This is a genomic window from Streptomyces flavusporus (assembly GCF_046267975.1).
Taxonomy (GTDB): domain Bacteria; phylum Actinomycetota; class Actinomycetes; order Streptomycetales; family Streptomycetaceae; genus Streptomyces; species Streptomyces flavusporus.
The window spans coordinates 1,958,811-1,981,211 of sequence record NZ_CP176503.1 but is presented as its reverse complement, the minus strand read 5'-3'; the positions used below and the strand labels follow the sequence as shown (position 1 = coordinate 1,981,211).

Annotated in this window: 21 protein-coding genes and 1 pseudogene; 7 read left to right on the top strand and 15 right to left on the bottom strand. The window is 69.2% G+C overall.

Annotated features, from left to right (window positions below; translation table 11 throughout):
• Together aceB and ACKTSN_RS09405 are read right to left on the bottom strand one after the other, a co-directional pair.
• The gene (gene aceB / locus ACKTSN_RS09410) at positions 1-1,626 is read right to left on the bottom strand and encodes a malate synthase A (protein ID WP_409468662.1); all 1,626 of its coding nucleotides are present in this window, start codon (positions 1,624-1,626) and stop codon (positions 1-3) included.
• A gap of 220 nt (positions 1,627-1,846) precedes the next feature.
• The gene (locus tag ACKTSN_RS09405; protein ID WP_409468661.1) at positions 1,847-2,449 is read right to left on the bottom strand and encodes a nucleotidyltransferase family protein; all 603 of its coding nucleotides are present in this window, start codon (positions 2,447-2,449) and stop codon (positions 1,847-1,849) included.
• Positions 2,450-2,636: 187 nt separating this feature from the next.
• On the opposite strand from ACKTSN_RS09405, the gene ACKTSN_RS09400 reads away from it, so the two are divergent.
• Positions 2,637-2,951 (top strand): DUF5955 family protein, encoded by a 315-nt coding sequence (locus ACKTSN_RS09400; RefSeq protein WP_409468660.1) that lies wholly within the window; start codon positions 2,637-2,639, stop codon positions 2,949-2,951.
• A gap of 3 nt (positions 2,952-2,954) precedes the next feature.
• Here the strand turns inward: ACKTSN_RS09400 and ACKTSN_RS09395 are convergent, their stop codons facing one another.
• Positions 2,955-3,752 (bottom strand): IclR family transcriptional regulator, encoded by a 798-nt coding sequence (locus ACKTSN_RS09395; protein WP_409468659.1) that lies wholly within the window; start codon positions 3,750-3,752, stop codon positions 2,955-2,957.
• Between the two features lie 259 nt (positions 3,753-4,011).
• Between ACKTSN_RS09395 and allB the strand changes: the two genes are divergently transcribed.
• Positions 4,012-5,349, top strand: a complete 1,338-nt coding sequence (gene allB, locus ACKTSN_RS09390; RefSeq protein ID WP_409468658.1) for an allantoinase AllB — start codon at positions 4,012-4,014, stop codon at positions 5,347-5,349.
• Between the two features lie 32 nt (positions 5,350-5,381).
• Positions 5,382-6,512: an allantoicase gene (gene alc, locus ACKTSN_RS09385; RefSeq protein ID WP_409468657.1), complete on the top strand. Its 1,131-nt coding sequence runs from the start codon at positions 5,382-5,384 to the stop codon at positions 6,510-6,512.
• 46 nt (positions 6,513-6,558) lie between these two features.
• Here alc and ACKTSN_RS09380 read toward each other — a convergent pair whose 3' ends face one another.
• Positions 6,559-7,302 (bottom strand): SDR family oxidoreductase, encoded by a 744-nt coding sequence (locus tag ACKTSN_RS09380; RefSeq protein ID WP_409468656.1) that lies wholly within the window; start codon positions 7,300-7,302, stop codon positions 6,559-6,561.
• Between the two features lie 163 nt (positions 7,303-7,465).
• Between ACKTSN_RS09380 and ACKTSN_RS09375 the strand changes: the two genes are divergently transcribed.
• Positions 7,466-8,092 (top strand): dihydrofolate reductase family protein, encoded by a 627-nt coding sequence (locus tag ACKTSN_RS09375; protein ID WP_409468655.1) that lies wholly within the window; start codon positions 7,466-7,468, stop codon positions 8,090-8,092.
• A gap of 99 nt (positions 8,093-8,191) precedes the next feature.
• Here the strand turns inward: ACKTSN_RS09375 and ACKTSN_RS09370 are convergent, their stop codons facing one another.
• The 4 genes from ACKTSN_RS09370 to ACKTSN_RS09355 all read right to left on the bottom strand — a co-directional run bounded on the left by ACKTSN_RS09370 (position 8,192) and on the right by ACKTSN_RS09355 (position 14,099).
• Positions 8,192-10,909: an ATP-binding protein gene (locus ACKTSN_RS09370; RefSeq protein ID WP_409468654.1), complete on the bottom strand. Its 2,718-nt coding sequence runs from the start codon at positions 10,907-10,909 to the stop codon at positions 8,192-8,194.
• Positions 10,910-11,127: 218 nt separating this feature from the next.
• A complete protein-coding gene (locus ACKTSN_RS09365) occupies positions 11,128-11,634 on the bottom strand; it encodes an SsgA family sporulation/cell division regulator (RefSeq protein ID WP_409468653.1) in 507 nt (168 codons plus the stop codon).
• Between the two features lie 434 nt (positions 11,635-12,068).
• A complete protein-coding gene (locus ACKTSN_RS09360) occupies positions 12,069-12,989 on the bottom strand; it encodes an RNA polymerase sigma-70 factor (protein WP_409468652.1) in 921 nt (306 codons plus the stop codon).
• Between the two features lie 177 nt (positions 12,990-13,166).
• Positions 13,167-14,099: an RNA polymerase subunit sigma gene (locus ACKTSN_RS09355; RefSeq protein ID WP_409468651.1), complete on the bottom strand. Its 933-nt coding sequence runs from the start codon at positions 14,097-14,099 to the stop codon at positions 13,167-13,169.
• A gap of 626 nt (positions 14,100-14,725) precedes the next feature.
• Between ACKTSN_RS09355 and ACKTSN_RS09350 the strand changes: the two genes are divergently transcribed.
• Both ACKTSN_RS09350 and ACKTSN_RS09345 read left to right on the top strand, forming a co-directional pair.
• Complete coding sequence (locus ACKTSN_RS09350; RefSeq protein WP_409468650.1) at positions 14,726-15,676, top strand: alpha/beta hydrolase; 951 nt, start codon at positions 14,726-14,728, stop codon at positions 15,674-15,676.
• An 89-nt stretch (positions 15,677-15,765) separates the two neighbouring features.
• Positions 15,766-16,608, top strand: coding sequence for an alpha/beta fold hydrolase (locus tag ACKTSN_RS09345; RefSeq protein WP_409468649.1), 843 nt, complete (start codon positions 15,766-15,768; stop codon positions 16,606-16,608).
• Positions 16,609-16,706: 98 nt separating this feature from the next.
• Here the strand turns inward: ACKTSN_RS09345 and ACKTSN_RS09340 are convergent, their stop codons facing one another.
• The 4 genes from ACKTSN_RS09340 to ACKTSN_RS09325 all read right to left on the bottom strand — a co-directional run bounded on the left by ACKTSN_RS09340 (position 16,707) and on the right by ACKTSN_RS09325 (position 20,306).
• Entirely contained in the window at positions 16,707-17,204 is a 498-nt protein-coding gene (locus ACKTSN_RS09340; protein ID WP_409468648.1) for an Ohr family peroxiredoxin, read from the bottom strand.
• Between the two features lie 290 nt (positions 17,205-17,494).
• Complete coding sequence (locus tag ACKTSN_RS09335; RefSeq protein WP_409468647.1) at positions 17,495-18,421, bottom strand: RNA polymerase sigma-70 factor; 927 nt, start codon at positions 18,419-18,421, stop codon at positions 17,495-17,497.
• A gap of 194 nt (positions 18,422-18,615) precedes the next feature.
• Positions 18,616-19,380, bottom strand: a complete 765-nt coding sequence (locus ACKTSN_RS09330) for a class I SAM-dependent methyltransferase (RefSeq protein WP_409468646.1) — start codon at positions 19,378-19,380, stop codon at positions 18,616-18,618.
• Positions 19,381-19,514: 134 nt separating this feature from the next.
• Complete coding sequence (locus tag ACKTSN_RS09325; protein WP_409468645.1) at positions 19,515-20,306, bottom strand: SDR family oxidoreductase; 792 nt, start codon at positions 20,304-20,306, stop codon at positions 19,515-19,517.
• 224 nt (positions 20,307-20,530) lie between these two features.
• On the opposite strand from ACKTSN_RS09325, the gene ACKTSN_RS09320 reads away from it, so the two are divergent.
• Complete coding sequence (locus ACKTSN_RS09320) at positions 20,531-21,052, top strand: hypothetical protein (RefSeq protein ID WP_409468644.1); 522 nt, start codon at positions 20,531-20,533, stop codon at positions 21,050-21,052.
• A 67-nt stretch (positions 21,053-21,119) separates the two neighbouring features.
• Here ACKTSN_RS09320 and ACKTSN_RS09315 read toward each other — a convergent pair whose 3' ends face one another.
• The 3 genes and pseudogenes from ACKTSN_RS09315 to ACKTSN_RS09305 all read right to left on the bottom strand — a co-directional run bounded on the left by ACKTSN_RS09315 (position 21,120) and on the right by ACKTSN_RS09305 (position 22,370).
• On the bottom strand, positions 21,120-21,608 hold the full coding sequence (locus ACKTSN_RS09315) for a cupin domain-containing protein (RefSeq protein WP_409474783.1): 489 nt from the start codon (positions 21,606-21,608) through the stop codon (positions 21,120-21,122).
• A 112-nt stretch (positions 21,609-21,720) separates the two neighbouring features.
• Positions 21,721-21,873, bottom strand: a pseudogene (locus tag ACKTSN_RS09310) (PIG-L family deacetylase); the annotation flags it as partial.
• A 23-nt stretch (positions 21,874-21,896) separates the two neighbouring features.
• A complete protein-coding gene (locus ACKTSN_RS09305; protein ID WP_409468643.1) occupies positions 21,897-22,370 on the bottom strand; it encodes a carboxymuconolactone decarboxylase family protein in 474 nt (157 codons plus the stop codon).
• Positions 22,371-22,401 lie beyond the last annotated feature (31 nt).

Sequence of the window (22,401 nt, the reverse complement as noted above, 5' to 3'; positions counted from 1 at the left end):
TCAGCCCTTGAGCTGCTCGTACGCGGGCAGCGTCAGGAAGTCCGCGTAGTCCTCGTCGAGAGCGACCTTAAGCAGCAGGTCGTGGGCCTGCTGCCAGTTGCCGGCCGCGAAGGTCTCCTCGCCGATCTCCGCGCGGATGTTCGCGAGTTCCTCGGCGGCGACCTTGCGGGCGAGGTCGGCGGTGACCTGCTCGCCGTTGTCGAGGACGACGCCCGCGTTGATCCACTGCCAGATCTGCGAGCGGGAGATCTCGGCGGTGGCCGCGTCCTCCATGAGGTTGAAGATCGCGACCGCGCCCAGGCCACGCAGCCAGGCCTCGATGTAGCGGATGCCGACCTGCACGGCGTTGACCAGTCCCGCGTAGGTGGGCTTGGCGTCGAGGGAGTCGATGGCGATGAGGTCTTCCGCCTTGACGTCGACGTCCTCGCGCAGGCGGTCCTTCTGGTGGGGCTTGTCTCCCAGCACCCGGTCGAAGGACTCCATGGCGATGGGGACCAGGTCGGGGTGGGCGACCCAGGAGCCGTCGAAGCCGTCGCCCGCCTCGCGGTCCTTGTCGGCGCGGACCTTCTCGAAGGCGACCTTGTTGACCTCGGGGTCCCGGCGGGACGGGATGAACGCCGCCATGCCGCCGATCGCGTGCGCACCGCGCTTGTGGCAGGTGCGGACGAGGAGTTCGGTGTACGCGCGCATGAACGGGGCGGTCATCGTCACCGCGTTGCGGTCCGGCAGGACGAACCTGGGGCCGCCGTCCCGGAAGTTCTTGACGATGGAGAACAGGTAGTCCCAGCGGCCGGCGTTCAACCCGGAGGCGTGGTCGCGGAGTTCGTAGAGGATCTCCTCCATCTCGTACGCCGCCGTGATCGTCTCGATCAGGACGGTCGCGCGGACGGTGCCCTGGGGGATGCCGACGTAGTCCTGCGCGAAGACGAAGACGTCGTTCCAGAGGCGGGCCTCCAGGTGCGACTCCGTCTTCGGGAGGTAGAAGTACGGGCCCTTGCCGAGGTCGAGCAGGCGCTGGGCGTTGTGGAAGAAGTACAGGCCGAAGTCGACGAGGGCGCCCGGGACCTGACGGCCGTCCGAGTCGGTGAGGTGACGCTCGTTCAGGTGCCAGCCGCGGGGCCGCATGACGACGGTCGCCAGCTCCTCATCGGCCTTGAGCGCATACGACTTGCCCGACGCCGGGTCCGTGAAGTCGATGCGGCGAGTGTAGGCGTCGATCAGGTTGAGCTGGCCGAGGACGACGTTCTCCCAGGTGGGGGCGGAGGCGTCCTCGAAGTCCGCGAGCCAGACCTTGGCGCCCGAGTTCAGGGCGTTGATGGTCATCTTGCGGTCGGTGGGGCCGGTGATCTCGACCCGGCGGTCGTTCAGCGCGGCCGGGGCGGGCGCGACGCGCCAGGTGGGGTCCTCGCGGATCTGTGCGGTCTCCGGGAGGAAGTCGAGCGTGGAGGTGCGGGCGATCTCGGCGCGGCGTTCCGCGCGGCGGGCGAGGAGTTCGTCACGCCGGGGCGTGAACCGGCGGTGCAGCTCGGCCACGAAGGCGAGCGCCGCGTCGGTGAGGACCTCCTCCTGCCGGGGCAGGGGCTCGGCGTCGACGATGGCCAGCGGAGACGGCGCTGGTGCGGACATGAGCTGTCACTTCCTTCAGCGAGCTACTTCAGCGAACCACGTGCATCACCGCCGTGCCGTGGCACCGGGTGTCAGGGGCACGAAGGGGGCGGTGGACGCCCGTAGGACGGTCGGGCGCTTCTGATCAGTGGATACTAGTTTCCTCATGGTGGAAGTTCAATGGTTTGTTGATGTCGAGATTCTCCGGGTCGAGGCAAGGTGGCGCTCGGTGCCACCCCGCTCACTCAAGGTGGACCAGGTCGGCCTCGGTGTCGATGTCATAGGCACGGGCCACGTCCCCGCACTCGACGAGCGTGATCTCCTGCTCATGGGCCTTCAGATAGGCGCGTGCCCCCCGGTCGCCGGTCGCAGTCGCGGCGATGTCCGCCCAGTGCGCGGCGCCGAAGAGGACGGGGTGACCGCGCACGCCGTCGTATGCAGCCGACACCAGCGACGACTCGCCCCGGTGGGCGGCGAGCACCCGGGCCACCGCTTCCGGGCCGATGCCGGGCTGGTCGACGAGCGAGACCAGCGCGGCCCGCGCCGTCGTCCCGGCGAGCGAGTCCAGCCCGGCGCGCAGTGAGGTGCCCATGCCCTGCTCCCAGAGCGGGTTGTCCACGAGCACGCAGCCTGGCAGCTCCGCCCGCTCCCGTACGGCGTCCGCGCCGGCCCCCAGGACCACATGAACGCGGGTGCACCCGGCCGCGCGCAGCACCGCCACCGCGTGTTCGACCAGCGGCCGGCCCCGGTGTTCGAGCAGTGCCTTGGGCCGTCCGCCGAGCCTGCGTCCGCCGCCCGCGGCGAGGAGCAGTCCCGCGACCGGCTGTTCGTTGCGATCCGTCATGGGTCCTGCATACCTGACCCCGGGTGGACTCGGCGCTCTCCACGGACTGAATTTCGGTCTCCGCGGTGGCGCATCCGTACCGGGTGGCGTTTACTGGCCCGCGTCCCCCGGCGCCCGACCAACGCCACGGGGCCGCACGGCGGGATCGGACATCACTGCGCACAACGGCGTGCCAGGGGGGAGAGCTGTGTTGCGGAGCTTGGGGCAGAGGTCAGTGACCGGCAGCGACGAGGACCCGAGGGTGGCGGAGCTGCGGACCGCCGTGTCCCGGCTGCGTCGCGAACTCGCCGCGCACCCCGCCGAATTCCCCGACCGGGCCGCCGCCGAGGACGAGCTCGCCGCGCTCGCCGCGATGACCTCCGACGGCACCCCCGAGATTCCCCGGCTGCGCCGCTCCCTGCTGCTGATCGCCGGCGCGATCGGCTCCGTGAGCGCGCTGTCGCAAGGACTGTCGGACGTACGCAGCGCGGTGGAGCTGTTCGGCCCGCCGCCGCGCCGCTGATCCTTACTGGGTGCCGGAACTCGCCAACGCCTGGGACAGTTCCGTCGCCACCTGCTGGAGCACCGGCACGATCCGGTCCGTCGCCGCCTCCGTCACCCGCCCCGCGGGGCCCGAGATCGAGATCGCGGCGGCGGTGGGGGAGTCGGGCACCGACACCGCCAGGCAGCGCACGCCGATCTCCTGCTCGTTGTCGTCGACGGCATAACCGAGGCGGCGCACATCGTCGAGCGCGGCGAGGAAGCCGTCCGGCGTGGTGATCGTCTTCTCCGTCGCGGCGGGCATGCCGGTACGGGAGAGCAGGGAGCGCACCTCGTCATCGGGGAAACCGGCCAGCAGCGCCTTGCCGACGCCCGTGGAGTGCGGCAGGACGCGCCGGCCGACCTCGGTGAACATGCGCATCGAGTGCTTGGACGGTACCTGGGCCACGTAGACGATCTCGTCGCCGTCGAGCAGCGCCATGTTGGCCGTCTCGCCGGTCTCCTCGACCAGCCGGGCGAGGTAGGGGCGGGCCCAGGTGCCGAGCAGCCGGGAGGCGGACTCGCCGAGGCGGATCAGCCGCGGGCCGAGCGCGTAGCGGCGGTTGGGCTGCTGGCGGACGTAACCGCACGCCACCAGGGTGCGCATCAGACGGTGGATGGTGGGCAGCGGCAGCCCGCTGCTCGCGGAGAGCTCGCTCAGCCCGACCTCACCGCCCGCGTCCGCCATCCGCTCCAGCAGATCGAAGGCGCGCTCGAGGGACTGGACACCACCGCCGCCTGCGGGCTTGGCGGAGTCGGTGGTGCTGGCGCTGGACGTCGGCACGGCGCGTTCCTTTCGGCACAGGCAGAACGGGCGGGAAAGGCAGCAGCCTACCCGGCAGTCGGTTGACTCCCCGCTTGTGCGTAGCTACGTTCTGCGTGCTGGAATGCTAATTCCGCTTTGTGGAAACGTCCAGAGAGTGGGCGTCGGGTGCACTGTGGAGAAGTGTGCCCTTGACGGTGCGGGAACGGGAGTGAAGACTCCTTCAACAGAAAGTTGAATTCCGTTACGCGGAAGTTAACGGCGGCAGAGAGGGGTCCGGGTGTCCGACGCTGAACTGGTGCTGCGCTCGACGCGCGTCATCACGCCCGAGGGAACGCGCGCCGCGTCGGTCGCGGTCGCCGACGGCACGATCAGGGCCGTACTGCCCCACGACGCCGAGGTACCTGCCGGAGCACGTCTGGAGGACGTCGGCGACCACGTCCTGCTGCCCGGCCTGGTCGACACCCACGTGCACGTCAACGACCCCGGCCGCACCGAGTGGGAGGGCTTCTGGACCGCCACGCGCGCGGCGGCGGCCGGTGGCATCACCACCCTCGTCGACATGCCGCTCAACTCCCTCCCGCCGACGACCACGGTCGACAACCTCCGTACGAAACAGAAGGTCGCCGCCGACAAGGCCCACATCGACGTCGGCTTCTGGGGCGGCGCCCTGCCCGGCAACGTCAAGGACCTCCGCCCGCTGCACGACGCCGGCGTCTTCGGCTTCAAGGCCTTCCTGTCGCCGTCGGGCGTGGACGAGTTCCCCCACCTCGACCATGAGCAACTCGCCCGGTCCCTGGCCGAGATCGCCGCCTTCGACGGCCTGCTGATCGTGCACGCCGAGGACCCGCACCACCTCGCCGCCGCCCCGCAGCAGGGCGGACCGAAGTACGCCCACTTCCTCGCCTCGCGGCCCCGCGACGCCGAGGACACCGCGATCGCCCACCTCGTCGCGCAGGCCAAGCGCCTCCACGCGCGCGTGCACGTGCTGCACCTCTCCTCCAGCGACGCACTGCCGCTGATCGCCGAGGCCCGCGCCGAGGGCGTCCGGCTCACCGTCGAGACGTGCCCCCACTACCTGACCCTGACGGCCGAGGAAGTCCCGGACGGGGCCAGCGAGTTCAAGTGCTGTCCGCCCATCCGTGAGGCCGCCAACCAGGACCTGCTCTGGCAGGCGCTGGCCGACGGCACCATCGACTGTGTGGTCACCGACCACTCGCCGTCGACCGCCGACCTCAAGACCGACGACTTCGCCACCGCCTGGGGCGGCATCTCCGGCCTCCAGCTCAGCCTGGCCGCGGTGTGGACCGAGGCCCGCAAACGCGGGCACACCCTGGAGGACGTCGCCCGCTGGATGTCCACGCGGACGGCGGAACTGGTGGGACTGGGGCAGAAGGGCGCCATCGAGGCCGGCCGGGACGCCGACTTCGCCGTCCTCGCACCCGACGAGACCTTCACCGTGGACCCCGCGGCCCTCCAGCACCGCAACCGCGTCACGGCGTACGCCGGCCGGACCCTCAGCGGCGTCGTGAAGTCCACCTGGCTGCGCGGCGAACGCATCGTGGCGGACGGCGAGTTCACCGCACCGAAGGGGCGCCTGCTCACCCGCACCCCCTGAATCCCGACTCCCGAAAGGAAGCCCTGATCACCGTGACGGCGCAGCATCAATTCCCTTTGGCGACTTTCACCGGCGACGCCAACCCCTACGCAGGCGGCGACCCCTACGCGGACTACCGCACCGCCGACTTCCCCTTCACCCAGTACGCCAACCTCGCCGACCGCCGCCTCGGTGCCGGAGTCATCGCCGCCAACGACGAGTTCTTCGCCCAGCGCGAGAACCTGCTGGTGCCCGAGCGCGCCGAGTTCGACCCCGAACACTTCGGGCACAAGGGCAAGATCATGGACGGCTGGGAGACCCGACGCCGGCGCGGCGTCTCCGCCGAGCACCCCTGGCCCGCGCCCGACGACCACGACTGGGCGCTGGTCCGGCTCGGCGCGCCCGGCGTCGTCCGGGGCATCGTGGTCGACACGGCCCACTTCCGCGGCAACTACCCCCAGGCGGTCTCGATCGAGGGCGCCTCGGTGCCCGGCTCCCCGTCCCCGCAGGAACTGCTGGCCGACGACGTGAAGTGGACGACGCTTCTCCCGCGCACCCCGGTCGGCGGCCACGCGGCGAACGGTTTCCCCGTGTCGGTGGAACAGCGCTTCACCCACCTGCGCGTCAACCAGCACCCCGACGGCGGCATCGCCCGTCTGCGGGTGTACGGCGAGGTGGTCCCGGATCCCGAGTGGCTGTCGGTGCTGGGCACCTTCGACGTGGTGGCCCTGGAGAACGGCGGCCAGGTCGAGGACGCCTCCAACCTGTTCTACTCGCCGGCCACCAACACCATCCAGCCGGGCCGTTCCCGCAAGATGGACGACGGCTGGGAGACCCGCCGCCGCCGCGACCGGGGCAACGACTGGATCCGCTACCGGCTCGTCGACCGGTCCCAGATCCGCGCGATCGAGATCGACACCGCGTACCTGAAGGGCAACAGCGCGGGCTGGGCGTCGGTGTCGGTACGGGACGGCGAGGACGGCGAGTGGACTGAAGTCCTGCCGCGCACCCGGCTCCAGCCCGACACCGACCACCGCTTCGTCCTGCCCACGCCCGCCGTCGGCACGCACGCGCGCGTGGACATCTTCCCGGACGGAGGCATCTCCCGTCTGCGCCTGTTCGGCTCCCTGACGCAGGAGGGCGCGACGCGGCTGGCGGCCCGGCACCAGGAGCTGGGCGGCTGACGACCTCCATCCGACTCGCGGGGCGCGCCGGTGCGCCCCGCGAGGCTCACGCCGCGTGCCCGCCGTCGACGGAGAACTCGGCCCCGGTGACGTACGACGCCCCCGCCAGGTGGGCGACCGTCGACGCCACCTCCTCGGCCGTCCCGAAGCGTCCCAACGCGGTCATCGCCGCCTGGCCGGCCGCGTACGGGCCGTCGGCCGGGTTCATGTCGGTGTCGATCGGCCCGGGGTGGACGATGTTCGCGGTGATCCCGCGTCCGCCCAGCTCCCTCGCCAGGGCCTTCGTCAGACCGATCAGCGCCGACTTGCTGGTCGCGTAGAGCGTCCCGCCGGGCCCCGGCACCCGCTGGGTCATGCAGGTGCCGATGGTGATGATCCGTCCGCCGTCCGTCATCCGCGCCGCGGCCGCCTGGGAGGCCAGGAACACGCCGCGTACGTTCACGGACAGCACTCGGTCCACATCGGCGAGCGCGATGCTGTCCAGTGGCCCGAGCAGCCCGACGCCCACATTGTTCACCAGCACGTCGAGGCCGCCGAGCGCCTCCGCCGTCCGCTGCACCGCTCCCGCCGCCTCGTCCGCGTCGGCGGAGTCCGCCCGCAGAGCCACGGCCCGGCGCCCCAGCGCCTCGACGGCCCGTACGACGTCGTCCGCCGCCTCCTTGCCGTTCACATAGGTGATCGCTACATCGGCGCCCTCACGCGCCAGCCGCACCGCCGTCGCCGCTCCGATACCGCGGCTGCCCCCGGTCACCAGGGCCACCTTGTCATGGAGGATTCCTCGAGAAGTCATGCGTCCATTCCAGCGACGGCCCCACAAGAGTGCTGGCGGCGAACGGACACCGAGGTCGCACGGCCGGAACTTCCGACTCACCGACGAGTTGCGGGTGCCGGTGGGGTCTGACCTGATGACAGCAGGATCCGCCCCACGCAGACCCAGGAAGAAGGCACCCGTCATGGGCAAGCTCGTCCTCACCTCCTTCGTCAGCCTCGACGGCGTCCACCAGGCCCCCGGCGGCCCCCAGGAAGACACCCGTGACGGCTTCGAGCAGGGCGGCTGGACCGTTCCGTACGCCGACGAGGACTTCGGCCGGTTCGTCAACGAGGTCTTCGAACGCGCCGGCGCGTTCCTCCTCGGCCGCCGTACCTACGACATCTTCGCCGCGTACTGGCCGAAGGTGACCGACCCCGAAGACCCGATCGCCTCCCCGCTGAACGCCCTGCCGAAGTACGTCGCCTCCAGCACCCTCACCGACCCCGACTGGGCCGGCACGACCGTGATCGGCGGTGACCTCGCCAAGGAGGTCGCCGACCTCAAGGAGCGCACCGACGGCGAGCTCCAGGTGCACGGCAGCGGAGCGCTGGCCCGGTCGCTGCTCGCGCTCGACCTGATCGACACGGTCCACCTGCTGACCTTCCCGGTCGTGCTCGGCGCCGGCCGCCGCCTGTTCGCGGAGGGAACCGTCCCGACCGCCTTCCGGCACACCGGCGGCCGGATCACCGCGGCGGGCGTGTCCATCCAGACGTACGACCTGGCGGGTCGCCCGGAGTACGGCTCGTACCCGCTCCCGGAAAACGCCTAGTCGGACAGCATACGCGCCGGTACGGTGATCAACCCCGTGTGAGCCACCGCCGGACTCCACGCCCGCCCGCGGCGATCATCCGAGCCGGACCCCGACGGCTCATTCCGCGGGTTCCTCGTGGAGGGCGGCCAGTGCGGCGGCGAGCTTGCCCCGACTGGTGATGCCCAGGCGTGGATAGATCCGGTACAGATGGGCCCCGACGGTGCGGTGCGAGATGAACAGGCGCTGGCCGATCTCCCGGTTGCTCAGCCCCTGCGACGCCAGCACGGCTATCTGCATCTCCTGGGCCGACAGCTGCTCGCTCTCGTACGGGTGACGCCGACCGCTCGACTCACCGGCGGCGCGCAGCTGCTCGAGGGCCATCTCCGCCCAGGGCTGCGCGCCGGCCCGCTCGAACTCGTCGCGGGCCAGTCGCAGCGGGTGCCGGGCGTCCACATTGCGGCGTTGCCGGCGCAGCCGGCGGCCGTGGTGCAGCTGCAGCCGGGCACGCGCCAGCGCCCAGCCCGCCGGCAGTGCGGTGAGCGCCGCGGCGTACCGCTCCTCAGCTGTGTCGTCCGGTGCCAGCACCGCGTCGGTGTAGGCCCGCGCGACCACCATCATTTCCGAGGGCAACCGGTCGGCCAGCTCCGGAAGTTCGGTGAGCAGGCCCCGGGCCCGCTCAACGGTGCCCGCGGCCACCGCCGCGTCCGCCAGGTCCGGCGCGAGCAGCCAGCGGCTCACGGAGTGGTAGTGCGGGTCGGCCGGATCGAACGCGCGCGCGAGAATGTCGTAGGCCTCGGTGGCGCGGCCGTCGAAAAGAGCGAGCAGACCGTCGATCTGCTGCGCCATCACCGTGACGAACGGCATCCCGGGGAACAGGCTGTGGGTGCGCAGTTCGCGGACCAGCCGCGCCGCGGCCTCGGTCTCCCCGCGCAGCGCTGCCACCAGGCCGGCTGTCGCCTTCACCCCCAGCCAGACGATCCATTCACCGGTCTCCTCCGCCAGGGCGATCCCCTCGCCGGACTCCTCTCGAGCCCGGTCCAGCTGACCGAGGTACACCCGCGGCCAGCTGCCGGCCAGAGAACGGGCGAGCAGCCCGAGCCTGCCCTGCGACCGCCAGGACGCAGCCGCCAGCGACAGGTACCGGGCGGCGCGGCTGATCTCGCCGATGACCATCGCACCGCTGCCGAGGAAGTGCAGGATCCGGCCGTCCTGGCGGTTCGGCTCGATGCTGCGGAGCCGCGCGATCACGTCGGCCCCGTGTCGGTACGGATCGGTGTATGCCCGTACCGTCAGCACGTGGGGGGCGTCCGGATCGGGGTTCCAGCGATCGAGTTCGGCTGCGGCCTGAGCGCGCACCTGTGCGTCGCCGTCCTGGAAGAAGCATCGTGCGGCGGCCCGCCACAGCAGGTCCTCGGCGATGCCCGCGGCTCCCGCATCCATCGCTCCGGCCGCCGCGGTGACCATGTCCTGGATCCGTCGGTGCGGCTCGTCCGGTTCGAATGCGGCCTTGTCCGACACCACCATGAGGCGGGCCTGCTCCACCGGGCCGAGCACACTCATGTCGGCACGGTCCAGCAGCATCTGGGCGTTGATGCGGTCGTTGATCTCGGTGGACAGCTCGGCCGCCCGGACCAGGATGCCGGTGCGGCGGCGCGCGTCCTGCACAAGCTCGGCCGCCTGGCGCAGGGCCGGGACGGCCGCCGCCACCTTGCCCCGGGCCTGCGACGCGTCGGCGAAACGCTCGAGCCGGGCGGCCAGTTCCTCGTCCGGGCCGAGCGTGGCGGCCGCCTGGTGGGCGAGTTGGAGCTCGGGCGTGTCCGCCAACGCCGCTGCGAGGGCGCGGTGGGTGGCCAGCCGGTCGGCGACCGTGGCGCGGGTGTAGATCGCGGAGCGCATCAGCGGATGCCGGAACTCGGCGGTACGGCCGACCAGGGTGACCAGGCCCGCGTCGACCGCCTCCTGCAGCGCGTCCACGGAAACCGCGGAGCCGCAGAGCCGACTCGACACCTCCAGCAGCCGGCTCAGCGGTGCGGTCGGCTCGGCGGCCAGAGCCAGGAGGAAGGTGCGGCACTCGCGGCTCGCAGAGTCGGTACGCGCGGCGAACGCGGCCTCCAGCCGCTGGGTCAGCGGCAGGTCGTCCAGCTGCGCGGGGATGCCCTGCACCGCCTTGGGCAGCTCGACCAGGGCCAGCGGATTGCCTGCGGCGCGCTCCAGGATGAGCGCTCGCAGCGGCGCGGGCAGGCCGGGCGTGCCGGCATCGAGCAGCTCGGCGGCCGCCGCCCGGCCGAGCGGTTCCAGATGGAGGTCCGGGTGCATGCCCAGGCTGAACTCGTCGGTGGAGTGGATCCGGGCGGCGGCGATGACCAGGATGGGAAGGTCGCGGGTGCGCCGGGAGACGAACCTCAGCACGTCCCGGCTGGACGAATCGAACCACTGCAGATCGTCGAGCAGCAGCAGGAGTGGCTGCTGGTCGGCTGCGTCGGCGAGCAGTTCGAGTACGGCCAGTCCGACCCGGAATATCCGGGGCTCGGTCTCCGTGGCGCTGAACGCGTCGGTCAGCGCTTTCCGCTGCGGGTCCGGCAGGTTCTCGATACCGCCGGAGGTCGGTTGCAGCAGCAACTGCAGTGCGGCGAACGGCAGCCACTGCTCGGTCTCCACCCCGGATGTGCGCAGCACCCTGAAACCGCTGTCGGCCGCCTCGGCGCCGACCGTGCGCAACAGAGCCGACTTTCCGACACCGGCGGTGCCGTGGACCAACAGCGCGCCGCCCTGCCCGGCCGCCGCGTCCGTCAGCAGCCTGCGCAGACTGCGCAGCTCCTCATCACGGCCGATCATCGCGCGCGTGCGGGCCTCGCCGGGTGTCCGGTCGTCGGCACGATGGGCAGCGGGCTGAGCATGTGGAGATTCCTCCGAAAACGGCTTACTTCGCGCCACATGCTACCCGTCCGGCGATTTCTCGCAGCAGATGGGGTTCACCATCGGTTGAGCGGTGCACGACGACTCGTCGCATGGCGAGTGATCGTGCACGACACGGAGTCACGCAGAGGGTCTCGTCATATTTCGTCCAGCAGCTGACTGACGGGGCTGTCGATACCCGAGTGACGCTCTTCTTCCCCCAGAGGTACAACTTCCAGGGTGCGCTCGAGGAATATGTCGATCACCTTTGCCGGAGCGGCCACAACGTCCATTTCTGCACCCGAGCGCAACGAGATGAAAACCACGCCGGAACCGTGGATTTCGGAAGGCCAGATCTGGACGTCGCCGGCACCACTGAGCTGCCTCTGGCCGGACAACAGGAGCTCGCGTCCGAATGTCCACTCGACGGTCATATCGGTGTGCGCATTGAATATCACGCACACTGAATACGGGTCGGCGCTGTCGTAGTGGAATTCTGTTACAACCGGCAGACGCCTCTGCCCTCTGATGAGATGCACGACCGTCCGGCGCGTCACAGGCCCGGGTTGATTGTCCACCCACCCCGCCTGGACAGCTTGTGGATATCTGTGCTCTAGGTGAGCAAACCCGCGCTCGTCATCGGTGTCGGAAGCCTTCCCGGTCATCGATTCATCCCTTTCCCACTTCCTGCCCCCGGGGATTACTGATCGGTATTCGATCGGTACACCGGGTTGCCAGAAGTCTGGGGGCCGGTTGAGACCTGAAGCATCAGTCAAGTGACTATGGGCGGCAGCGCGTAGCCGGAGTGCTGCCCGTGTCTGATGATCGGGGGATGCGTCCGCTGAAGCACGGCTGCACCAACCGCACCGAGCATGCTGACGGTGGGTGCGCACAGGGCGGGCCTATGGCGGGGAGGTGCCGCCCTGGCCGGTCCGCAGGGCCGCCATGCTGACCAGATGCGAGGCGCTGCGGCAGTTCTGCGACCGGTGGGAGCCGAACGGTCCGGGTGTGAGGCAGTGGCAGAAGCGCGCTACTGCGACAGCGGGCCGGCAGGCGTAGCCCTGCATGGGTGTGAAGGTCGTGTGGCCACAGCTCGTGATCAGGTGCCGGGCACTGTGGTGTGGCGGGAACACGAGTCGACGAATGCGGCGATCTTGCTCGGGTTGAACACCCACATCACCTGGTGAATGCCTGCCTGCGAGGCCGCTATCGTCATGAAGGTCGATGGCCGGCCGTCCCGGTAGAGCAGCACGCCGCTGCGTCCGTTGGCCTCCACGGGGCGGATGTCCACCACGCCCCAGAATCGCCGAGTGGCCGTCGCCAGGTTCGCCACGCGTGTGCGGCCCAGAACGGGGACGCGAGCGGCGCCCCGGATGCCGTTGCCGTCGGACAGGCTGACGGCATCCGGCGCGAGGAGGGCCTCCAGTGAGGCGACATTCCCCGTCTGCGCTGCCGAGACGAAGGCTTCGAGAAGTTGTCGGTGCACCGCCGTGTCCACGGTCTCCCGCTGGTCGGCCGCGAGATGCTTGCGGGCCCGGCTCACGATCTTCCGGACATTGACGAGACTGAGCTGGAGCATTTCCGCGATCTCGGCATAGGTGTAGTCGAACGCCTCTCGCAGAACGTATGCGGCCCGCTCCGTGGGAGTCAGCTTCTCCAGGATGAGGAGCAGCGCAAATTCCAGGGCTTCGGCCCGCTGTGCGCCCAGCTCGGGATCGGCGCTCGTGTCCACGGGCTCGGGAAGCCACGGGCCGATGTAGGTTTCGCGGCGCACACGGGCCGACTGAGCCACGTTGATGGCCAGCCTGGTGGTCGTACTCGACAGAAAGGCCACGGGGCTGACCACCACCGAGCGGTCGGTTCTCTGCCAGCGCAGCCAGACTTCCTGAACCACGTCTTCAGCCTCAACCGCGCTTCCCAGCACACGGTATGCGATGCCGAAGAGACGTGGACGGAGCTCCACGAAGACAGCAACGGCATCGTCCAGGGCGCTTTCCGCGGGGGATGACTTGAGATCCATGATCCTGCTGTCTCCGTTCCTCCGAGTAACAGCTGTTCCGATCGCGTCCGCTTCATTGACCGGGTGGATCCCCGCCCTGTGACAGGTTTGCCATAGCAAAATCACGCCCGGCGTTCGGAGCGCAGTCGTCGCAGCGTGTCAGACCCCGCGTCTGCGACCTGATCCGCCGGACAGGCCCTAATCCCCGGGTTGCCCGGCCGGGTTGTTGTGCGGCCTCGGCGGGCCGGGAGGAGCGCTGGGTCGGTTCCAGGAGCGGAGTTTGTCGGGGTTGAGGATGATCCAGACCTGGACGATGTGGGGGCCGGCGACGTCGAGGCTGATGATGGCGACGACTTGGTGGTCGTAACGTACGAGGAGGCCGGTGCGTCCGTTGACGGAGTGGGTGTCGAGGGCGGTGCGGGGGTGGCGGGCCAGGAGGGTGAGCAGGCTGCGGGCGACGTGGGTGTTGCCGTGGACGGGTTTGACCAGGGCCCTGACCTTGCCGCCGCCGTCGAAGAAGGCCGTGGCGTCGGGGGCGAGCAGTGAGGCCAGGAGGGCTTCGTCCTGGGTGGTGCAGGCCTCGTGGAGGGCGCGGGCCAGGGCGTCGTGCTGCTGGGGTGGGGTGGGCCGTGCGCGGCGGGCACGCAGGCTGCGGCGGGCGCGGTCGGCCAGTTCGGTGCATTCCGGTTCGCTCTGGCGCACGATGTCGGCGACCGCGCCCGGGGCCATGCCGAAGACGTCGTTGAGGACGAACGCCGCCCGCTCGGTGGGGGACAGGGCATCCAGCGCGTCCAGCAACACCCCGCTGATCTGTTGCTCCAGCGTCCCGGGGGTTTCCGCGGCCGGCTGTGCGGTGCGGGTTGTGTGGTCCTGGCCGGTGCGGGTTGGGTTGCGGTCGGGCAGGGTCAGGCGGGCCAGGCAGATGCTGCCGGCCACTTTCGCCAGCCAGGAGCGCGGCGTCGTGATCCGGGCGCGTACCGGGTCGGACAGGGCGTACCAGCGCCGGTAGGTTGCGTCTATGACACTCTCGGCCTCCACACTGTTGCCCAGCATCCAGTAGGCGACATCGAGCAGGTGCCGCCGCTCGTCGAGCAGCTCCGCGATCGGTACCGCGTCATCGCCACGGTCCATACGGCATCCTCCCTCTCCACACCACCACACAACTGCCGCGGCACTCTGTCTTCGTCCGCTTGACAAGTCAGACCGGACAGACGTGGATCGTGTGACATCAGCCCGGCGAGGACCGCGGCAGCGGCCGGGTGGGCTATGACCGCGCGGGCCGCGGCACGGCTGCGCCTCGCCATCGAAGACGAGTGCCCAGCGGAGGCGGCAGGCATCACGCAGTCGGGCGGCCGACACACCGTGTGCAGCGTCAGCTCGGCCGCACCGTCACCGCCATACCCGCGACGGGTGGCCATCCATCGCGGTGTGTCACATTTTCACGGGTCGGCCGGTCAGAGGAAGGACGGCAGTTCACGCACCCTGTCCAGGCGTACAGCCGGAACCAAACCCGGGCGCCGGCGCGTCATCCGCGGATCTTCCCCGCCTTGTGAAATCACGAACCACACGTTGGGAACAGTGGTGAGGCATGGGAACGAGACCAAATTCCAAGCCCACCGTGCGGGAGCGCGAGGAGATCACCAGCGGAATCGACGGTGACAAAAAAGCTTTCATCAACTTATGTCACACATTGCATGGATGCTCTGTCATAAGGGTGAAAACCCCACACACACGCCCGCCGACCCAAGGAGCACATCGTGAACAAACCCATTCTCGAGCCCGCCGCGCAGAAGATCGCGGAGGCAACGGCCAACCCGCCTTTCCTGTACGAACTCGGCCCCGAAGGCGCTCGGAAGGTCCTCGACGATCTCCAGGCGGCGCCTGTCGAGAAGCCCGACGTGCAGGAAAAGTGGATCACCGTACCGGCCGAGGTCGGCGATGTGCGGGTCCGCATCGTCAAGCCCGTCGATGCTCAGGGCACACTGCCGGTCGTCCTCTACGTGCACGGCGGAGGCTGGGTTCTCGGAAACGCCGGAACGCATGATCGCCTCGTGCGCGAACTGGCCGTCGGCGCGGACGCTGCCGTGGTGTTCGTCGAGTACGACCGTTCCCCGGAGGCCAAGTACCCGGTGGCCATCGAGCAGGCGTACGCGACGGCGCGGTGGATCACGGCGAATGGTGTCCACGAGGGCCTGGACGCCTCTCGCATGGCTGTGGCCGGCGACTCCGTCGGCGGCCACATGACCGCGGCGCTGACCATCATGGCCAAGCAGCGCGGCGATGTGTCCTTCGTGCACCAGTCGCTGTACTACCCGGTCACGGACGCCGCCCAGGACACCGACAGCTACCGGGAGTTCGCGGAGGGCCCCCACCTGACCGCGAAGGGCATGGCCTGGTTCTGGGACTCCTACACCACCGACCCCGCCCAGCGGGCCGAGATCACGGCGTCGCCGCTGCGGGCCGGCCTCGCGGACCTGGCGGGGCTGCCGCCCGCGCTTGTCATCGTCGACGAGAACGACGTACTCCGGGACGAGGGCGAGGCGTACGCCCGCAAGCTGACACAGGCCGGCGTTCCCACCACCAGCGTCCGCTACAACGGCGTCCTGCACGACTTCCTGATGCTGAACGCCGTCCGTTCCACACAGGCCGCCACTGCCGCGATGCAGCAGGCCATTCACACCCTGCGCACCGCGCTCCACACCGGCTGACGCACGGCCGGCAGTCCGGGTCGACCGCACCGGGCCTGCGCCCACCTCTTGCCTCCGCTGAAACCCACACCTTCTTCGAAAGGCCTGTCATGAACCGCCGTTCTCTCTACCGACGTGCGCGCACTCCGCTCTCCCTCATGGCTACGGCTACCGCCGCCGCTGCTCTCCTTGCCACCTCGGTCGCTCCCGCGAGCGCGGGCAAGGGTTCCTCCTCGCCCGGCCGTAAGCCGACCGTGGTTCTCGTCCACGGCGCATTCGCCGACTCCACCAGCTGGAACGGTGTGGTGAAGAAGCTGAAGCGGGAGGGCTATCCGGTGGTGGCCGCGGCCAATCCGCTGCGCGGGCTGTCCAGCGATGCCGCCTACCTCAAGGACCTCCTGGCCGGCATCGACGGGCCCGTCGTGCTGGCCGGTCACTCCTACGGTGGAGCGGTCATCAGCAGCGCCGCGCACGGTGCCGACAACGTCAAGGCACTGGTCTACATCGCCGCGTTCCTCCCGGCGAAGGGGGAGAGCGCTGCTGAGCTGGCGGCCAAGTTCCCCGGCAGCACGCTCGGCGAAGCCCTGCGCCCCGTCCCGATCACCCTGCCCGACGGTTCCCAGGGCGCGGATCTCTACATCGAACAGGCCAAGTTCCACGACCAGTTCGCCGCGGATGTCCCGGAGAACACCACCGAACTCATGGCGGTCACCCAGCGTCCGGTGACCAACGCCGCTCTGGAGGAGGGTGCCTCCGAGCCCGCCTGGAAGACCATTCCGTCCTGGGTCCTGGTGGCCACCGAGGACCTCAACATCCCACCGAAGACTCAGACCTACATGGCCGAGCGCGCCAAGGCCCACACGGTGGAAGTCCGTGCATCGCACGCGGTGAGCGTCTCCCGCCCCGATGAGGTCGCCCAGCTCATTCAGAAGGCAGCACGGTCGGTCCGCTGACCGGCCGACTCCGAGGGCGGGCTGGCTGCGTTGCCATCCCGCCCTCTCGCCTGTCTGCCGCCCAGAGGGCGCGGCTGCGCATGGCCCTGAAGTTGGGGCTAGGAAGCCAACATGATGGTTGTCGGTGTTCCCTGCCAGGCCATCTTGGCGTAGGGGCACAGTGATTCGGCCTTCTCCAGGAGGGGAGTGGCGATCTCCGAAGTGACGCCTGGCCACCTGACCACCAGGTCGACGTGCAGCAGATAGCCGCCGTCTTCCGGATCCCGCCCGAACGCCACGGTCGCCTCCACGGAGATTGCGGCAGGGTCGAGTTCCTCCCGCCGCGCCACCAGACTCAGGGCCCCGTGGTAGCAGGCCGCGAAGCCGGCGGCGAACAACTGCTCGGGGTTGTTTCCCTGACCGTCCCCGCCGAGTTCGGAGGGCATGCGCAGGTCGATGTCCAGGGTCCCGTCGGCCGACCGTGCTCTCCCCGTGGCTCGCCCGTGCGCGGCAGTGCCGCCGCTGACGGTCACAGTCGTGGAGTAGATGGGAGAGAAGGATTCCCCGTCGAAGTCCTTGTCGGTGGACAGATCGGGCAACTTGATCTGGTCGTTCACAGCATGACTCCGGTGTCGTCGCGGTGCCCGCCCGGGCAGGACCTCCCCAGCCCGCACAGAGCGGGCAAGGCGGTGGAGGGGGAGGAGCCGGCCTCTGCGGGCGTTCTTGCCTGGCGGGTGGGGCAGCACACCCGTCCGCGGGCAAGGGCCACCCTGCCGCTCATGACCATCGTCATGTCGTGTGTCCTTCGAGTCTGGGAGAACCCTGGGTTCCGGATAACTGGTAGACCGACAGGTCATCCCTCTTGTGACACGGCGAGGACCCACTCCACCGACTGCTGCGGGAGGTCTCAGGCGCTCAGGGACGCCACGTAGGGCAGCAGCTTGGTCGGATTCATCACCCACATGATCCGGTCGATCCCCTCGGCGGACGCGTCGACGGACAGCAGGGCCACGGCGTTCCCGTCGGCGGAGACAAGGACAGCCGGCCGTCCATTGGCCTCGACCCACCGAATGTCCGCCTGGGGCCAGAACCGGGGTGCGAACGCCGCGAGGTACTTGGAGACGCGCGTACGTCCGACGACCGGGATCTTCGACGCGCCGCGCAGCCCGCCGCCGTCGGACCAGCTGACGACGTCCGCGGCGAGGACGTCCTCGAGCACCGCCAGATTGCCCGTCTGCGCGGCGGCGAGGAACACCTCCAGCAGCCGTTTGTGATCAGCCGGGCTGACGCGCTTCCTGCGCTCGGAGGCCAGGTGTTTGCGTGCACGGCTCACCAGCTGGCGGGTGTTGGCCTCACTCGTTTCCAGGATGTCCGCGACCTGCTTGTAGGGGTAGTCGAAGGCTTCTCTCAGGACATAGGCCGCCCGCTCCACCGGGTTCAGCTTCTCGAGGAGGAAGAGAACCGCCAGCTCGAGCGCCTCGGCCCGTTCCGCCCCCAGTTGAGGGTCCTCCGTGGTGTCGATCGGCTCGGGAAGCCACGGCCCGATGTACGACTCCCGCCGTACCCGGGCGGACTGGGCGAAGTTGATGGCCAGCCGTGCGGTGACGGTGGTCAGGAAGGCCGCCGGCTCCAGGATGTCCGTGCGGTCCGTGTTCTGCCACCGCAGCCATGCCTCCTGGACGATGTCCTCGGCTTCCACCGCGCTGCCGAGGATGCGGTACGCGATGCCGAAAAGCTGCGGGCGCGCCGCGAGGAATTCCCTCGTCGCCTGCTCAAGGAAGTCAGCGTCATCACCAGCGTGCACGGTTGTCCCTTCCGGCTTCGGGGCCACCATGTTACAAGCCGCCGCAGCAGCGTGTGCATACGGCCGTGGTAGGGCACACACCGATGCCAGCATTGTGGATTTCAGTGTTACTCATTGTGTTCCTGTGGACTGTTCCGGGCACCCGTTGCTCCCGCGTCACCCATCCGGTGCCTCTCCGGTCCGGCGGCCGATGCCCTGGTCGCGGGCGCTGCATGAAGGGGCGCTCACCACTGAGTGAGGGTCAGCGCGAGCACGGCCGGTTCGTCCCGTCGGGGCAGCGGGACGAACCCGTGCTCTGCCAGGTCGCCGGCGATCTCGGCGCGAGAGGCCGGCCACATCCAGAATGTCTCGGTGTGCTCCTGCAGGACACCACCCTCCGCCCCGCGCACCCAATAGTCGAAACGTGTGTGGATCCGGCCCCCGTCGGCCGACAGCACCATGCGTCCTCCGTACTCGTGCTGCCCGACTCTCTGACTCGGCAGGACACGCACGGTTTCCTCATCCGGAAGGTGAGCGGGCGGGAGCTGAAGGAGCAGTGAACCGCCGGGAACGAGCGCCCGTGCGAGGGCCGGCCAAAGGGCACGCCGTGCGGCGGGTGCCAGACAGGCGATCGTGTTGTGGCAGACGGCCACGTCCGCGATCCCATGCAGTCCCGCCTCGCCAAGCGTATGAGGGTGAACAGTGACCCGCTTCCTCAGCTCAGCGGGGAGGGCGGCGAGGCGCGTCATCAGCGGTGTGCGCATGGCGCGTGCAGGCTCGACGGCGTGCACGCCGACCCGGGATGCCAGCAGACTCATCAACGTGACACAGCCGGTGCCGGCACCGACATCCAGCACTCCGAGACGGGCCTTCGCGACATCGCGGCGGTAGAGGCGACGGACCTCTATGGCGTCCTGCCGGCCCTGCAGGATGTCGTAGAACTCGGCGCTGACCGCATAGTCGTCCCGCAGCGTGTGAACGGTAGATTCTCTGGATATAACAGGCTGCATAACAGCAAGACAGACTATGCGGTGCATTTGTGACAGCTCGCGCAGGGCCGGTTCGTAGCTGCTGGTGGCCGGTGCGGTACACAGTGATGCGCGCGGTGACGAGTGCGGTGAAGGCGCGCATCACGCGGAGGGGGTCACCGGCGGGCGAGCCACTGGGCGAACGTTTCGTGCCCCAGGTGGGCGTCCGGCGCGGGAAGCAGCGTCCGTTCCCCGATCTCCGCACCGAAGAAGGGGACATGCGTATCTGCGACGACATCACGCAGGTCACCCCGCGCGGCCAGCAGCTTCGCGGCGAGGTCGTCGAGACGGTGTTCCTCCGGGCCGGCGACCTGAAGAATGCCGGCCAGCGGCACTCCCACGGCGACATGAGCAACCGCAGCGGCGACATCGTTCGCCGACACGGGACGCATCAGGACGGGCGCGACGTGCACACTGTCCGCATACGTGTTCATCAGCATCGTGGTCTCGACGGATTCGAAGAACGGCGTGGCGCGCACGATCGAGGAGAAGGGAATCGGCGAACGCCGCACCTGGTCCTCCTGCAGCAGCTTCGCTCGGAAGTACCCCGACTTCAGCCGCTCGACGCCCACGACGGACAGAACCACGTAATGCTCGGCACCTGCCGCCGCCGCGGCCTCCACAAGGGTGGCCGTGGCGGTGCCGAAGAAGTCCACGCTCGCCTTCTCCGTACGTGTGGGTGCGTCGGTGACGTCCACCACGACCTCGGCGCCCCGCAGGACCTCGGCGAGACCTTCTCCGGTGATGATGTCGACGCCCTCTTCGCGCGATACGGACACAACCTCCATGCCGTGGTCCCGGAGCCTGGCAACAGTCCTGGAACCGATCAGCCCGGTGCCTCCCGCAACAACGACTCTCGTCTGGGTCTCTTTCCGTCGGGGGGTCGGTGACCCCACTGGTGCCTTCATGCCGGTGGCGGTGACGGTGAAGTCAGCCGTCCACCACACCTAGGACAGGGCTCACACTGTTGTTGTGACACTGCTCGACGCAACGCGGTCGGCCACCGTGTCACAGATCCACAGCGCACTCGGTCATCATCGGAAACGGTCATGGGACCAAGACACACGATCACACCGAGAGCCGAGGCCGCTGACGTGGGGCGCCGCCACTCCCGAGCATTTCGAGGACACCCGTGAACGACAGACCCGCCCGCCGACCGAGCAGCTCACAGGTGACCGGCGGCACGCAACGGCGACGGCAGCAAGGCCGCCTGTTCTTGGGCGCGTTGGTGGGCTCAGCCGTACTCGCCGTGGCGGCCACCGGCCTGGCCGTCCGCCATGATGCGGAACCGGTCCAGAGCGACCGCGTAAGCGTCGGTCGCACCTGCCGCTCCACGCTCGGGCAGTATCTGGAGCTCTCCTGTGGAACGTACGGATTCGGAGACTTGCGCCACGTCTGCCCCACCGCAGCGGCCGGAGGCGGCCGGTGCGTGCCGACGAAGGCCGTGACGGTACGCAACACCGGTCCCTCCATGGTGTATGTGACCGTCATCAACGGGCCCAGGCAGGGCATCCGAGTCCAGGGCGGGGAACGGGCGATCACCCCCGGGCACTCGGCCACCCTGCGTCCCCGTGAAGGACAGCTGTTGTTCGACATCACCCTGCGCGGCGCAGGCGGGGACCCGAAGAGCCTGACCGTGACCCGCGTGCAGTGAGGCCGCAGAGCCACGTTCCGACGGCTGACAGCGCCTCGGTCGTCGACCGGCACGGTGCATCAGCTCGTCACTCCACGAAGTACGAGTCGTGCTTGTCGAAGAACCTGGCGCGCTCTTCATCCGTGGCGTGGGCCAGCTGCGACACCTTCTCGAAGTACTCCTCGCGCGGTGCGCCCGGAGTGAAGAGCAGCAGCATTTCGGCCGGGGCGTCGGAGTCGTTGCGGAAGGCGTGCAGTCCGCCCTGCGGCACGTGCAGGAAGTCGCCCTTCTGCGCATCGATCCACTTGTCTCCGTTGAAGAGACGGACGGTGCCTTCCAGGATGTAGAAGGACTCCGAGATGGTCTTGTGGAAGTGGGTCTTGGGACCGCCGGCCCTCGCCCTCATCTCGACTCGGTAGAGTCCGAACTCACCCCGTGTGGTAGTCGTGGTCGCCAGGTAGTGAATGGCGTCCTCGCCCGCTTCGCCGAGTTCGGGCGGGGTGTTCGACGGACGGAAATCGGCGCTGACCTCGCCGCTCTCTCCCCAGTACACCTGCTCCGGGTACGACATCTTCAGCACTCCTTGCGTACGGTGAATGAACAACGCTCGTGAACAAAGACCGAGGCTCCCCGGCGGATGTGACAGCTGACACCGGCCAGGAGCTGTGGCGGCAGCTTGAGTGCCCCGGTCACCGGCTGCACAGTTCGAAGACGACGGCCGGATTCCCGCCGAACCGCGCACTGTGCCCGCCGGTGCCGGCGGTCAGGAAACGGCGCGCGTACGTCTCGGGATCCTCGTCGGTCAATGCCTCGATGTACGCGCGATGCCGCAGCAGCGAAGGGCGGCCGGGTCGGTTGTCCTGGGTCAGCCGAACTGGCCGGGCCGGTAGCTGCCGGCGGGCTGCTGGTTGATGACGTTGATGCGGTTGTAGGAGTTGATGACGGCGATGAGGGAGATCAGCGCCACGAGCTGGTCCTCGTCGTAGTACTTGGCGGCGTTCGCCCAGGCCTCGTCGGTGACCCCACCGGCCGCGTCCGCGATCCTGGTCCCCTGCTCCGCCAGCTCCAGCGCGGCGCGCTCCGCCTCGGTGAAGACCGTGGCCTCCCGCCAGGCGGCGACCAGGTTGAGGCGTACCGACGTCTCACCGGCCGCGGCGGCGTCCTTGGTGTGCATGTCGGTGCAGAAGCCGCAGCCGTTGATCTGGCTGGCGCGGATCTTCACCAGCTCCTGGGTGGCGGCGGGCAGCCCCGAGTCCGACAGCACCTTGCTCGCCGAGTTGATGTGCTTCAGCACCTTGTTCGCGAGGGAATTGCCGAAGTAGTTGACACGCGGATCCATGGCGATCTCCTAGCCGAGTTGCGGATACACA

Bases quoted from the DNA above. Each gene is read 5' to 3' on its own strand.
- ACKTSN_RS09405 (WP_409468661.1), bottom strand. From the start codon at position 2,449: ATGACGGATCGCAACGAACAGCCGGTCGCGGGACTGCTCCTCGCCGCG.
- ACKTSN_RS09365 (WP_409468653.1), bottom strand. From the start codon at position 11,634: ATGACCGGGAAGGCTTCCGACACCGATGACGAGCGCGGGTTTGCTCAC.
- ACKTSN_RS09360 (WP_409468652.1), bottom strand. From the start codon at position 12,989: ATGGATCTCAAGTCATCCCCCGCGGAAAGCGCCCTGGACGATGCCGTT.
- ACKTSN_RS09330 (WP_409468646.1), bottom strand. From the start codon at position 19,380: ATGCAGCCTGTTATATCCAGAGAATCTACCGTTCACACGCTGCGGGAC.
- ACKTSN_RS09355 (WP_409468651.1), bottom strand. From the start codon at position 14,099: ATGGACCGTGGCGATGACGCGGTACCGATCGCGGAGCTGCTCGACGAG.
- ACKTSN_RS09305 (WP_409468643.1), bottom strand. From the start codon at position 22,370: ATGGATCCGCGTGTCAACTACTTCGGCAATTCCCTCGCGAACAAGGTG.
- ACKTSN_RS09335 (WP_409468647.1), bottom strand. From the start codon at position 18,421: ATGGTGGCCCCGAAGCCGGAAGGGACAACCGTGCACGCTGGTGATGAC.
- aceB (WP_409468662.1), bottom strand. From the start codon at position 1,626: ATGTCCGCACCAGCGCCGTCTCCGCTGGCCATCGTCGACGCCGAGCCC.
- ACKTSN_RS09325 (WP_409468645.1), bottom strand. From the start codon at position 20,306: ATGAAGGCACCAGTGGGGTCACCGACCCCCCGACGGAAAGAGACCCAG.
- ACKTSN_RS09370 (WP_409468654.1), bottom strand. From the start codon at position 10,909: ATGATCGGCCGTGATGAGGAGCTGCGCAGTCTGCGCAGGCTGCTGACG.
- ACKTSN_RS09345 (WP_409468649.1), top strand. From the start codon at position 15,766: ATGAACCGCCGTTCTCTCTACCGACGTGCGCGCACTCCGCTCTCCCTC.
- ACKTSN_RS09375 (WP_409468655.1), top strand. From the start codon at position 7,466: ATGGGCAAGCTCGTCCTCACCTCCTTCGTCAGCCTCGACGGCGTCCAC.
- ACKTSN_RS09380 (WP_409468656.1), bottom strand. From the start codon at position 7,302: ATGACTTCTCGAGGAATCCTCCATGACAAGGTGGCCCTGGTGACCGGG.